This is a genomic window from Zavarzinella formosa DSM 19928, from assembly GCF_000255705.1.
Classification (GTDB): domain Bacteria; phylum Planctomycetota; class Planctomycetia; order Gemmatales; family Gemmataceae; genus Zavarzinella; species Zavarzinella formosa.
The window spans coordinates 1-13098 of the sequence record NZ_JH636442.1 but is presented as its reverse complement, the minus strand read 5'-3'; the positions used below and the strand labels follow the sequence as shown (position 1 = coordinate 13098).

Annotated in this window: 12 protein-coding genes; 5 read left to right on the top strand and 7 right to left on the bottom strand. The window is 60.4% G+C overall.

All coding sequences use genetic code 11. From position 1 onward, the window contains the following. Window positions 1–2 precede the first annotated feature (2 nt). From BGIM_RS0121215 to hemL, 6 genes are all read right to left on the bottom strand, one after another. A complete protein-coding gene (locus tag BGIM_RS0121215) occupies window positions 3–1622 on the bottom strand; it encodes an ATP-binding protein (RefSeq protein WP_020471744.1) in 1620 nt (539 codons plus the stop codon). Between the two features lie 112 nt (window positions 1623–1734). Further along, complete coding sequence (locus BGIM_RS0121210; protein ID WP_020471743.1) at window positions 1735–2316, bottom strand: response regulator; 582 nt, start codon at window positions 2314–2316, stop codon at window positions 1735–1737. Window positions 2317–2935: 619 nt separating this feature from the next. Next, the gene (gene mnmG, locus BGIM_RS0121205; RefSeq protein ID WP_020471741.1) at window positions 2936–4768 is read right to left on the bottom strand and encodes a tRNA uridine-5-carboxymethylaminomethyl(34) synthesis enzyme MnmG; all 1833 of its coding nucleotides are present in this window, start codon (window positions 4766–4768) and stop codon (window positions 2936–2938) included. A 98-nt stretch (window positions 4769–4866) separates the two neighbouring features. Continuing rightward, window positions 4867–5064, bottom strand: coding sequence for a hypothetical protein (locus BGIM_RS51635; RefSeq protein WP_040889886.1), 198 nt, complete (start codon window positions 5062–5064; stop codon window positions 4867–4869). After that, window positions 5061–5516, bottom strand: coding sequence for a hypothetical protein (locus BGIM_RS0121200; protein WP_157369323.1), 456 nt, complete (start codon window positions 5514–5516; stop codon window positions 5061–5063). Before BGIM_RS0121200 ends, BGIM_RS51635 begins: the two co-directional genes overlap by 4 nt. Window positions 5517–5583: 67 nt before the next feature. Continuing rightward, on the bottom strand, window positions 5584–6873 hold the full coding sequence (hemL, locus tag BGIM_RS0121195; protein ID WP_020471739.1) for a glutamate-1-semialdehyde 2,1-aminomutase: 1290 nt from the start codon (window positions 6871–6873) through the stop codon (window positions 5584–5586). Between the two features lie 120 nt (window positions 6874–6993). Here hemL and BGIM_RS51630 point away from each other — a divergent pair, with 120 nt between their 5' ends. The 5 genes from BGIM_RS51630 to BGIM_RS0121170 all read left to right on the top strand — a co-directional run bounded on the left by BGIM_RS51630 (window position 6994) and on the right by BGIM_RS0121170 (window position 11959). Beyond that, window positions 6994–8307, top strand: coding sequence for an amidase (locus tag BGIM_RS51630; protein ID WP_063607907.1), 1314 nt, complete (start codon window positions 6994–6996; stop codon window positions 8305–8307). 31 nt (window positions 8308–8338) lie between these two features. Continuing rightward, entirely contained in the window at window positions 8339–9052 is a 714-nt protein-coding gene (locus BGIM_RS0121185; protein WP_020471737.1) for a DNA alkylation repair protein, read from the top strand. Between the two features lie 77 nt (window positions 9053–9129). Then, entirely contained in the window at window positions 9130–10524 is a 1395-nt protein-coding gene (locus BGIM_RS0121180) for a DUF1501 domain-containing protein (protein ID WP_020471736.1), read from the top strand. Between the two features lie 82 nt (window positions 10525–10606). Further along, window positions 10607–11377: a CPBP family intramembrane glutamic endopeptidase gene (locus BGIM_RS57960; RefSeq protein WP_020471735.1), complete on the top strand. Its 771-nt coding sequence runs from the start codon at window positions 10607–10609 to the stop codon at window positions 11375–11377. Between the two features lie 42 nt (window positions 11378–11419). After that, a complete protein-coding gene (locus BGIM_RS0121170; protein WP_157369322.1) occupies window positions 11420–11959 on the top strand; it encodes an SMI1/KNR4 family protein in 540 nt (179 codons plus the stop codon). 103 nt (window positions 11960–12062) lie between these two features. Here BGIM_RS0121170 and BGIM_RS51620 read toward each other — a convergent pair. Then, a partial coding sequence (locus BGIM_RS51620) for a hypothetical protein (protein ID WP_238537695.1) occupies window positions 12063–13098 on the bottom strand: 1036 nt, incomplete at its 5' end.

Sequence of the window (13098 nt, the reverse complement as noted above, 5' to 3'; positions counted from 1 at the left end):
AATCACGCACTCTTGCGGGCCGGCAAGGCTTGGGGGACGGAGGTTGGAAGCGTGCAAACGAACCGGGTGAGTCCGTTGGGCACGGGGACAAATCGAACATCCCCGCCGTGCTGTCTCGCCAGTTGCCAGGCGGTTGGCAGGCCCAACCCGCGACCGCGACCGGCGCTCCGGCCGCAATAAAACGGATCGAACAGATGTTCGCGGGCGGTTTCATCCGGTCCCGGTCCGCTGTCTTCAACAATTAATTCTATGCGATCCGACCGGGTCGTGATCCGCAGACGGACACATCCCTGTTTTCCGGCGGCTTCAATGCCATTGCGCACGAGGGCGGTCATGATGTTTCGCAACTGGTCCGCATCGGCTTCCATCATCAGCGGGTTGCCGGGTTTGGACAGATCGAGCCGGACGGCTCGTTCGTCGGCCACCGGTTGAAGCTGGCGAATCGTCTCGGCGGCAATTTCTCCGACATTCACATCGGCAAATTTCGGGGCCGGCGGCCGGGCGAAGAACATCAACTCCCGGAGGATGCCATGCACCCGGTCGGTTTGCCGGATGATCGACTCCAGCGCCTTGCGTTCCAACTCGGAAGGAGATTGCTTCAGCAGATATTGGCTGTTCGCGGAAATAACCGCGAGCGGCGTGTTGATTTCATGGCTCGCCCCGGCGGCGAATTCAGCCATCGCCTCCAGTTTGGCGGCTTGCAATGGTTCATCAATTTCGCGCCGAAATGGGATGGTCCCGGAGCGTTCTTCTGTCCGCGTGATCTGTTCGGCGGCGTCGTCCAGTTCCTCGGCAAGACCGGGCACACCAAGCGGGTTTCGCCATTCGCGTTGAAACATCCGGCCATGTTGCTGCAAGGCGACAAAACGGGTGCGGATGGATTCGAGATCGGCTGATCGCAACAACAATTCCGCATGGGCGTCGGCCGGGTCGAATTCCTGGCTCAGCCCCAGCGGGGTTTCCAATTCCTCGGCCAAGACCACGGCCGTTTGCACCACCGCTTGAATCCGGGCCAGCCCGCCGATGCGATCGGCGTCTTCGGGGGAATAGCTCAGTCCCCCCATCAACACTCTCGCCCAATTTGGCAGCGCCCACCCACAGGCGAGTTTCCAAGCGATATCGCCCCGGCTCACGCCCCATGTTCGCAATTGCGCCCCCCACGGGTCGCTGGCGAAATTCGAGGCGGTCACACATTCGGCCAGCGCGGCTGGTTCGATGACACCAACGGCCATCCACCCGGCGGTCGCCAGAATCCCCCCGCACCACGCGGCCACAGGATCGCAACTGCCGACGTATTCCGCGATCATCCCGCTTAGGCGGGCGGCCGCCATCGCCGTCCGATAAACCGGGGCCACGGTGCGATGCCGCCAGTCCACCCACGGGACCGATTGGTCATGCAAGTTTCGGGCGGCGTTTCGTAATAAATTCGGAGACGGCGACTCAGAACCAAAATCCGTCAACAACGGATCATGATGAGCCAAGAGAAGAAAGATCGCGCCGGGATCATCCCGAAGATCATTCCAAGGCAGGACGGGGGATTGGGACAAAAGAGCGAGAGAACCGGCGTCAGGCCAGAACCACGGCAGGATCGATGCGGATTCGCCAGTGGAACTGACAGACACGTGGGATCACTCCTTTGATCGCCCGATCATCGGACCCGACAACTTCTGTCGGGAAAGCATTGCCGCCACCATGCGTCAACGCTTCCCCTGTTGTCCGGGGCCGCCTCACATTTCAGACCGTCGTGGCCGGTTCCATGTCGAGTTGAACGCACATGCGTTCGATCAACCGGTCCACATCGAAGGGCTTTTGGATGAAGTCATCCGCGCCCGCCAGCTTGAGCTCTTGAACCTTGTCGTCTTCGACCATGCCCGACATGCACAGGATGCGGACATCTTCGAGCGAGGAATCGGCCCGCACGCGATGACAAACTTCCTTGCCGTTGATGTCCGGCAGCATCACATCGAGAACGATCAGGTCGGGATGATATTCCTTGACCATCATCCCGGCGTCGAAGCCGTTCTGGGCCACGCGAACTTCAAACCGGCCGTCTTCATTCAAGAAGGTGAGAATGACGTCCACCAGTTCGGCGTCGTCGTCCACCAGCAGCACCTTGCGTTTGCCGCTCTCCAAGGCATCGGTCGGAATGCCGTTGTCCTTCATGAATTTGTAAAGTTGTTCGCGGGGAATCCGCCGGAACCGGCTGCCCGGAACGCGAAACCCCTTCAATTGACCATTGTCAAAGCAACGGATGATTGTTTGTTGGGAGACTTTGCAAATTTTTGCGGCCTCACCGGTCGTGAACACGGTCTTCATGCGTTCGTCCACCTTTTGCTGGCCTGTGTGTGCCAGGTCGCACGTTTGCGGGGATCAGGGCCGTACACAGGCCGTTGATTTCGCCGCCATCTTCCTTGACGGATACGTATGCCCCGGTCGCCGCGGGTTGCCTGACCGGACTGGTCATCCCAGTCTCACCCGGTTCGCTCAACGCCGCCAACCACCGGACGGTTCGGGAAATCCTTGGAAAAATCGAGAAGCAACTCAAGCTGGAGAGGATCACCAACACCTTGCCAACGACGGGGATTGTAACTTGCATCTCAGGGGAGTCAACGTCAACCATTCAGGCTTTCGTGAGTCCGCTTCCTTGCCCACCCCAATCATCTGGCACAGTCCTGCCATCTCCCGCAGCCGACCGCTCTTGACATTTCCAATCAGGCCCGAACAACACACGCCGGAAAATCAGCATCATGGGACTTCTCAGCCCCCGTTCCCCTGATTATCGACTCGATTCGAGATTCCGTTCGCCGAATTTATCCATTTTACCCCGACAAGCATGGTTTCTCAATGTCACCTGCTTGCCTGATCGGATTCTTTCTACGTCGGAACGACCGAGTCCGCCGGTCGTGTGCCCTCAACGAAGGTCGCCCATACCCGATCATTCGAGGTAAATCAACAGCACTGCCAGGTCGGCCGGGGTGATGCCACTCACTCGACCCGCCTGTCCGATGTTCTCGGGCCGAATGCGGGTGAGTTTTTCGCGGGCCTCCGTTCTTAGCTGAGTGATCGCCTGATAGTCAAATTCTCGTGGAATCACCTTGTTTTCCATCCGGCCGAAGCGTTCCACCTGATCGGACTGCCGTTGAATGTACCCGGCATACCGACACTCCAATTCGACCTGTTCCACCACATCCGGATAAGCATCCCATTCGGCGAGGGCGGGGTGAATGTCCCGCAACGCCGCCCAGTCTGTATCCGTCCGCTTCAGCCATTTCTCCAGCGTTTCCGTCTGGTGCCGATGCGTTCGCAAATAATTTTCCAATTCGTTGATGCGACTCTCTTTTTCCTGAAAACGCCGCCAATCTTTCTCAGAAACGCTTCCGGCCGCATGGCCGAGGGCCGTCAGCCGACGGTCGGCGTTGTCGTGTCGCAGCACCAGCCGATATTCGGCCCGCGAGGTGAACATGCGGTATGGTTCATCCACCCCCTTGGTGACGAGATCATCAATCAGCACGCCAATGTATCCCTGCGAACGGGAGATCATCAGTGGAGGCTTCCCCTGAATTTTCAGGCCAGCGTTGATCCCCGCCATCAACCCTTGGGCCGCCGCCTCTTCATAGCCCGTCGTCCCGTTGATTTGCCCGGCGAAGTACAATCCGTCGACGAGCTTGGTTTCCATCGTCGCCTTCAATTGATCCGGCGGGGCGTAGTCGTATTCCACGGCATACCCCCACCGCATCACCTCCGCATTCTCCAATCCTGGAATTAGCTTCAGCATCTTGTGCTGCACGTCTTTGGGCAGACTGGTGGAGATGCCATTGCAGTAGTACTCCCGCGTGTGCAACCCCTCGGGTTCAAGGAAGATCTGATGGTTTTCCTTGTCCGCGAACCGCACCACTTTGTCTTCAATGGAGGGACAATAGCGAGGCCCGCGAGAATGGATCTGCCCCGAGTACATGGGCGCCCGGTGCAAGTTCTCCCGGATGAGTTCGTGAACCGCGTCGTTGGTGTAGGTGATGTGGCACATCACCTGCGGCACTTCAATCCGGTCGTTGGCAAAGCTGAACGGCCGGGGAACGGCGTCACCTGGTTGCGGTTCCACCTTGCTAAAATCAATGGTCCGGCCGTTCAACCGGCAGGGCGTGCCGGTCTTGAACCGGGCCAACCGGAACCCGCATTCCGCGAGCGCATCACTTAAGGAAAGGGCGACCGCATCCCCAGCCCGGCCCCCCTGGGTCTTCGCCTCGCCGGTGTGCATGATCGCCTTGAGGAATGTCCCGGTGGTGACGATCACCGCCGCCGCCCGGTAAAGTGTGCCCCCGTTGGTGACGACTCCCGCCACCCGCTTGACCGCCTGCGACCCGGAATCGCGGACGTCTTCCAGCAGCAACCCTTCGACGAGTTCTTGCCGCAGGGTGAGGTTCTCTTGCTCCTCCACCCACCGCTTCATGGTGAACTGGTAAAGCTTCTTGTCCGCCTGCGCCCGGGGGGAGTGCATGGCCGGCCCCTTGGAGGCATTCAACATGCGAAATTGGATGCCGCTGGCGTCAGTGCATTTGCCCATTACCCCGCCCAAGGCATCGATCTCGCGGACAATCTGCCCCTTGGCGACCCCGCCGATGGCCGGATTGCAACTCATCTGGGCCACACCGTCGGCATTGATGGTCAACAAGACGGTGCGCAACCCCAACCGGGCCGCCGCCATCGCCGCCTCGGTCCCCGCATGCCCGGCCCCGACCACGGCCACATCGTAATCAAACGTCAGATTCATGTTGTTACTCTCCCCCGATCAGGACAATTTTACGGAGCGAAGGTGATTGGTTCGCGGGGGGAGATGAGATTTGGCCGGGGATTTGATGGTGAAAATGTTCAGAGATTAGGCGAGCCGAGTGGCGTCAGCCCCCGGAGACAGCCACTCAACAATTGCTCAAGCGTTTGATGTGCGGCGAACTCGGGGGCTGACGCCACCCGGCTCGCCGGATCTTCGCCAACAGTTACTGTTGATATTTCATCAACGCCGTCGATTTCCTCGCCACCGGATGGCGTGCCAATGTCCGGCCACATCATTCGGAAGGCTGTTCGTCATATGAGAACAAAAAAGACGCACAAATGCGATCAATTACACCTCCGGCCAAAAGACCAGCCATCGCCGGTGCAAACAAGATCGCCGCGACGTTTCCGGACGGCCCTTTGCTTCCCGCGTTCTCCAAAGCACCCATTAACAATGCGACGCCCAACAGAAAACCGATGCCGAATCCGAACCAAGTGAAGATCGAACAGTCTTTGGGCTGAAACTTCCGATACGCGACGGCAAAAATGCTCGCGATCAATCCCTCAATGCCGGAAACAAGGCCAATGATTTCGAGTCTCTGGTTTTCACCACCGAGCGCAAGAATCACAGACGCATGCCCGGCACCCAACAGACCTCCCCCGATGAATCCACCAATCAGCCAGCGAGTCCAAGGGCCGGGGCGGTTTGCCCTCACGGCGACTGCTTCAAAGCGTTTGAGATCGCTCACGCGATTCTCCTTGCTGATCGAAACTTCCAAATACGTTCCCGGCTCGCCTCCCCCTCGTTCCACTCGATTAGTTTGCCAGCAACGCCACCGATTCCTTCGCCGCCCGGATTGTGTGGTCAATATCCGCATCCGTATGGGCGGCCGAAGTAAACGCCGCTTCAAACTGGCTGCAAGGCAGGTAGACGCCGCGATCCATCATGTGCCAGAAGAACTTGCCGAAGCGGGCGGTGTCGCTGGTTTTGGCGGTGTCGAGGTCGGTGACCGGCGTTCCGGTGAAGAATAGCGTCCACATGCTGCCGACGCGGTTGATCTGGTGGGGAATCTTGGCTTGCTGACAGACGGCGGCCAATCCCTCCACGATACGGGCACTCATTTGTTCCAATTTGGCGTAAGGAGAATTGTCCCGAAGTTCCTTCAGAGTGGCGATCCCGGCGGCCATTGCCACGGGATTGCCGGAGAGGGTGCCCGCTTGGAAGACCGGGCCGGCGGGCATGATCTTGCGCATGATCTCGGCCTTGCCGCCATACGCCCCGACCGGGTAGCCGCCGCCGACGATTTTGCCCAGCACCGTCAAATCCGGGGAGTCGCCGAGGATTTCGGTTGCCCCGCCGTAGGCGAGACGGAAGCCGGTCATCACCTCGTCGTAAATCAGCAACGCCCCGTGCATGTGGGTCAATTGCCGGAGTTCTCTGCGGAATTCTTCCGATGGCGTGACCAGCCCCATGTTTCCGGCGACAGGTTCGAGCATCACCCCGGCGATTTTGTCACCCTTGGCCCGGAAGAGTTCCCGCAGGGCTTCCACGTCGTTGTACTTCAACACCAGCGTGTCGTCGGTGCAACCGGCGGGGACGCCGGGGCTGGTCGGCACACCATGTGTCAGGGCGCTGGAACCGGCCGAGACGAGCAGGGCATCGACATGCCCGTGATAACAACCGGCGAACTTGACGATCAAATCCCGCCCTGTGTGCCCGCGAGCCAGCCGGACGGCGCTCATCGACGCCTCTGTGCCGGAACTCACCATGCGGACCATTTCCACATTCGGCATCGCCTTCGTGATGAGTTCGGCCAGTTCGCTTTCCCGCTCGGTGGGCGCGCCGAAACTGCTCCCGGCTCGGGCGGCTTCGAGGGTCGCCTCCAGCACTTTGGAATGAACGTGCCCAAGGATCATCGGCCCCCAAGAACCGATGTAATCGAGGTATTTGTTGCCGTCGATGTCGAAGAGGTATTGCCCCTCGCCTTTCGCCATGAAAATCGGCTCGCCGCCGACGGCTCCAAAGGCTCGGGCGGGGCTGTTCACGCCGCCGGGGATGAGGGTTTTCGCCCGTTCAAAGGCGGCATGGGATTTGGTTCTGTTCATGGGGGTATCTTAGGAAAACAGCCTCGTGAAATGTCCTGCGGAAAAGGCCGAGGCGTCATTGTGTTGGGGAAAACCCCGGCCGGGAATAAACTACCGCCAAATGTTCATCGGGCCGTATTGATGCGAACAATCACCGACCTGGCCGCCGATATTCGGGCCGGGAATCTTTCTCTGATCGATCTCTTGGAGCAATGCCTGGCCCGCATCGACGCCGTCGAGGAAAAAACTCGGGCGTGGGTGGTCGTCGATGCCGACTGCGCCCGCCGACAGGCCAACCGTCTGGCCGATGAATTACTTCACGGCCACGACCGGGGGCCGTTGCACGGCATCCCCGTTGGTGTAAAGGATATTATTGATGTCGCCGAACTGCCGACGGCCGCCGGGTCGAAACGCTGGGCCAATGCCATCGCCCGGCAGGACGCCCGCGTCGTAGAGCAGCTTCGGCAAGCCGGGGCGGTGATTGTCGGGAAGACCGTCACAACGGCATTCGCGGCCTTTGACCCTTCGGTGACGAACAACCCGTGGAACCGCGGCCGCACCCCCGGCGGTTCCAGCAGCGGATCGGCCGCCGCCGTCGCCACAGACATGGTTCCGGCCGCGTTGGGTTCGCAAACCGGCGGCTCGATCATCCGCCCGGCCGCCTATTGTGGCGTCTGTGGATTGAAACCAACATATAACCGCGTGAGTTTGCAGGGGGTGGTGCCGTTGTCCCCGTGTCTGGATCATCTCGGCGTGATCGCGGGAAATGTCAGCGACCTGGCCGTGATGTTTCAGGCGATTATCCAGCCAGACTACGAAGCCCAACGACTGCCGACGGTGACCCCGGTGATGCCGCAGGAGAAAAAGCTCGTCACGCTCGACGGACTGTTCGCCGACCGTCAGGATTCCGCGATGGTTGAGGCTTTTGAGTCTCTGAAGAATGATCTTCGCCGCAAAGGTTGGGTCATCGAGTCCCGGCCGGTGCCCGCGAGTTTCAACGAAGTGTTGAAACACCATCGAACCATCATGGCCGTTGAAGCCGCGAATTATCACGAAGAGCGCTTCCGTCGATATTCCGAAGATTACCCGCCGAAGATGACGGAACTGATCGAACGCGGCTTGGGGACAACGGCCACGGAGTATGCCCAAGCCCGCGAGCATCAAAGCAAGATTGTGTACGAGTCATCCACTTGGTTCGACCATCGCGGCATGGCCATCCTTGTTCCCGCCACCAGCGGCCCGGCCCCCGACCGGACGACCACCGGCGACCCGGCTCATCAGGCCGTGTGGAGTTACATCGGCCTGCCGACGATCACCCTGCCGTTCGCCGTCACCGGGGATGGGCTTCCACTTGGTTTGCAACTGGCCGGCGCCGGGCAAACGGAAGCCGAGTTGTTCGGCACGGCGATGGCATTGGAAGCGGAAGTGGACTTCCGGCGTCCGGTGTTGGGATGATAGACTGCCGGGATTGTCGCTTCCCGGAGGGATGATCTTGACGGCGCAAGAAATTCTCGAAGAACTCCAACCGCTCGGCTCCGAATCTTACAAAAAGGTGATGCGAAACCACGGCGTTCCCGAGCCGTTTTTCGGCGTGAAGATTGAAGAGTTGCAGAAAATCCGGAAACGGATCGGCCGGGATTATCAACTGGCACTCGACCTGTACGACACCGGCAATTACGATGCCCAATATCTCGCCGGATTGATCGCCGACGATTTGAAGATGACCAAAAAAGATCTTCGCCACTGGCTCGTCACGGCGAAAGCCCTGCCGTTGTTGCAATACACGATCCCGTGGGTCGCCTCAGAAAGCAAACACGGCCGGGATTTGGCGGTGACGTGGATCAAGTCGCCCAAGGAACACGACGCGACCGCCGGGTGGGCGACATGGTCTTCGCTGGTCTCCATCAAGGATGACGACGAACTCGATCTGGCCGAATTGACTGAGCTGCTCCAACGAGTGCAAACCACCATTCACCGGCAGCCAAACCGCGTGCGGCAAGCCATGAACGGTTTTGTGATCGCGATCGGCAGTTATGTCCGGGAACTGACGGATTTGGCCCTTCAAACTGCTGCCGCCATTGGCCCGGTGTCGGTTGACGTGGGTGACACGGCCTGCAAGATTCCCGACGCCGGGGAATACATCCTCAAGGTTCAAAAACGCGGGTCTATTGGCAAAAAACGCAAGACGGCGAAATGCTGAACGATTGAATAAAACACGCGAAGTCCCGGTCGGAATCGATTATACTTCACGCTCCATCAAGCAGATCAGGAGCCGACATGCAAGATCCTGCGGCCGTGCTGACGCGGCGTCGCCTGATTCAAATCGCCGGGAATGGCTATCTCGGCCTGAATCTCGGCGGGTTGTGGCAGGCCCATGCCGCCGGGCCGAACCCGACGGCGACCGCCACGCCGATCCGGGCTTGCATCTTGATCTTCTATTACGGCGGCCCCAGCCACATCGACACCTACGACCTCAAGCCAAACGCCCCGGCCGAGGTGCGCGGCGAGTTCAAGCCCATCGCCACGACAGTGCCAGGAATGCGGGTTTGCGAACATCTTCCCAAGATGTCCCGACTGATGCACAAAGTCGCCCTCGTTCGCAGCGTGACCCACGCCGCCCGTTTGCACGATTCGGCCTCCATTCACGCCCTGACCGGCCGGCCGCTGGATGGCACCGACCGGGAATTGTTCAATCCGTTGCCGCAGTTTTATCCCAGCCACGGCAGCGCGGTTTCGTACCTGCGACGGGACCGGAACCCGGATGTGCCGTTCGCCTCCGTGCCGTTTGCGTTTCACAATGTCGTCGAAGTTCCGTGTCAGGGGGGCGGTTTTCTTGGCTCGGCTTTTGACCCGTTGCGGATCGACATGAACCCCGAAGCCCGGCGATATCAAGCCGAGATGTTTGAACGGCCCGGCGATGTCGATGCCATCCGGTTGGGCAGCCGCCAACAACTCCTTCAGAGGCTGGGGCAGGCTCAGGCCATTGATGGGAAGATGCGCGGGCTATACGAGAAGGCGTGCCGGTTATTGGACTCCGAGGCCATTCGCCAAGCCGCCGACATCACTCGTGAACCACTGGCGATCCGTGATCGCTACGGGTTCGGCGCCCTTCCCTCAACATCCGGCGGCAATGGGGCCGAATTGGGCCACGCTCGCCACATGCGCGGGCAAAATCTGTTGCTGGCCCGTCGTTTAGTCGAGGCTGGCGTGCCCTTCGTGAACGTGTACGACTTCAAGCAGCAGGGGCAGAATTGGGACGCGCATTCCAAGGGTGCCAGCCAGCACAAAAACTATCTGCTGCCGCAGGCCGACCAATCCCTCTCGGCGTTGATTGAAGACCTCGACGCTCGTGGTTTGCTGGATTCAACGCTGGTGGTGGCGATGGGCGAATTCGGCCGCACACCCAAGATCAACGGCGACGGCGGCCGGGACCACTGGCCGGACTGCTACACCGTCCTGATGGCGGGCGGCGGCGTCCACGGTGGGGCCGTCCACGGTGCCAGCGACCGCATCGGGGCTTATCCGGCCGTCGACCCTGTCACCCCCGGCGACTTGGCCGCGACGATCTTCTGGCGATTCGGCATCGACCCCGCCACCGAAATCCACGACCAGACCGGACGGCCCCATCGCGTCGCCACTGGCGAACCATTACGGCGTCTTTTCGGCGCATGACCGGAAAGGTGAAAAGATGCCCACCAGTTCTGATGATCCTGTTGAAACTCACCGACCCGCAAGCCCTTCCGAGGCCGATGGAATGGAATCGCCCCCTTTGCCCGATTCAAACATCGTGTCCGGATCGACGGCCAATCAATCAGAGGAAGTCAAACCGGCACAGCCGAAGTCCGGTTCATTAAAGTCAATGACGCCACCGCAAACGGATCGGGCCATCTTTGCGGAAGTGATGGCGGTGATGGCCGTTGGTGTCATTCCTTATCTTCTCAGCACGTTCGTTTCACTGGCCGAGCCACCCTTGCCGCCTTTGCCATTCTGGCTCGGCTCAATTGATGCGACCATTATGTCTTGCTGCACGATCTTTGTGACGATTTACTTGATCTCCCGCAGTGGCGAACCGTGGGAGCGGTTCGGACTGCCACGAGTGAGTCTCATGGACGCGCTGGCCGCCGTGTCGGTGTTTATCGTGGAAAAGATCGTCTGGCTCTCATGTTATGGCTCGGTGCGGTGGGATAAGGAAATGTTTTCCAAGTATCAATTCGCGCATCCCACTTCGCCGACCGACCACGGGCTGATGGTTCTCCGGGAACTGGCAAACGGCTTCTCCGAGGAATTGGTGATGCGGGCCTATCTGCTCACCCGGCTTGAGCATTTGCTTGGTTCCAGAGTGGGGGCCGTGTTGATGTCGGCGTTGCTGTTCGCCTCTTATCATGGCTACCAAGGTGTGGCGGGTGTCGCGTACACACTAGAATTCGGAATCGTGTACGGACTCGCTTACTTGTTCCTTCGCCGGGTCTGGCCGCTGGCCCTCGCCCATGCCATGCTCAATATTCAGATCCACCTCACGGCGTGACTACTTCAGCCAATGGTGACCATTTCGGAACGGAGTTCCAACTTGACCGATGCCGATTTGACACGCATCGAAGTAACGCTCGGGATCGCCCTGCCGGTCCCGTATCGAACATTGGTGGTGCCCTTTACGGTGCCCGCCTGTGCCGGGAACATCGACACCGAACTCTGGGACGACGCGGATCGGCTCATCGAGTTGAACCGGGAACTCCGGGCCGGGATCGCCTTTGTTCGCCCGTGGCCGGAACATATGTTTGCAATGGGCCGGGATGGCAGCGGGTGCGCGGCCGCCATCGACCTTCGCCATCCCCCCTTTGCGGTTTGGTGGACCGACCGCTGCCATTTGGACAGTATTGGAAGCGGTCAGACCTCCGCATCGCTCCAAGAATGGGCGGGGCGGTATCTGGCCGATCTGCGGGCGGACTTGGAGGTAAACGGCATCGACCCTAACGGCCCCCCGGAGACGCGAGAACTGGCGGAAGCCCAAAGCGCTCGGGCCGGGTGTCAGTTTATTATCATTTGGATTGGACTGGCGGTGTCGCTTGTTCTCGTGGCGATCGGAGTACTGGCTTGGCTCGGAGGCTGATTGGGAAAAGCCGCCAGATTATCGCCAACCCAACACGATGAAACGAAAGAACCCCAAGGGAAACCTTGGGGTTCTTTCGTTTCATCACTGATTGGTCAATGGCTCACTCACCGGTGGGGATGAGGTCAAGCCGGACGCGGGACTGACCGGCGGACATCGAGTCGAACACCGGGGCGGCGCTCACGTGGGTGGTGCCGTCCTCCTTGATCGTCGTGATCGCCCGGATGTCCAGGCCCACCGTCTTGGCACTCATCAACTGCGTCGACCACGACAGATCGCCGTGCCGTTTGTCACCGGCCGCGACAGCCTCCGAGTTCAGGCTCCGCGTCGCCGAGGCCGTCGTCCCCCCGGTCATCCCGGAAGTGTTCGACAGGCCCACCGACCCCGTGCCGTTCATCAGCGAGCGGATCTTGTTCTTGATCTGAACCGTCGACTCGGCCTTCTGGTCGTAGCGGACCATGTCCTGCGGGGAGGGGATCGCCGCCAGTTCCCGGCGGCGGCCCTGCTCCAGCGACACCGTCAGTTCGTTCGACTTGCCCAGTTGCAGCGTGTGATACTCCACGCTCTCGTCGGGCGTCCCCTGATGGCGGGTCACCTTCACGGTGGCTTTGTTCCCCAAGGGGCTGCCCCACACCCGGTCGGCCGTGATCTTGTACGTCCCCGAGTATCCCTTCGGGGCGATGTAAAGCTCGCTGCGGGCGTCCTCCTTCTGGTCAAACAGGTCGGCGCTCAGCGAACCGCCCCCCGCCGACATCGTCTGCAGCGGCGAGCAGACCGTGCCGATCGGCTCGGTCACCCGCAGGTCCAGGTCGGCCTTGCCCGCCCACATCAGCTCGATCACGATGTCCCGCTTCTTGTCGGCGTCCAGCATGGCCGAGAGCTTGTCGGCGTCGGCCTTCCGGTTGGTCGCGGCGAACTTCTTCATCATGTCAGTCAGGTGGGCGCGGGCCTTCGCGTGCAGTTCGCCCCGGTCGGAGGGCCAGTCCCGGCTCAGCAGGCCGTTGGCGGCGAACGTCGACAGGTCATAGGTCGCGTCCATCTTCGGGTTCTCGGCGCAGGCCAGGGCCTGCACATAGGCGTCGGGCACGTTGGGCTCGAGCTTGGCGGCCGCCTGGCAGAGCCGGGCAGCGGCCTCGGGC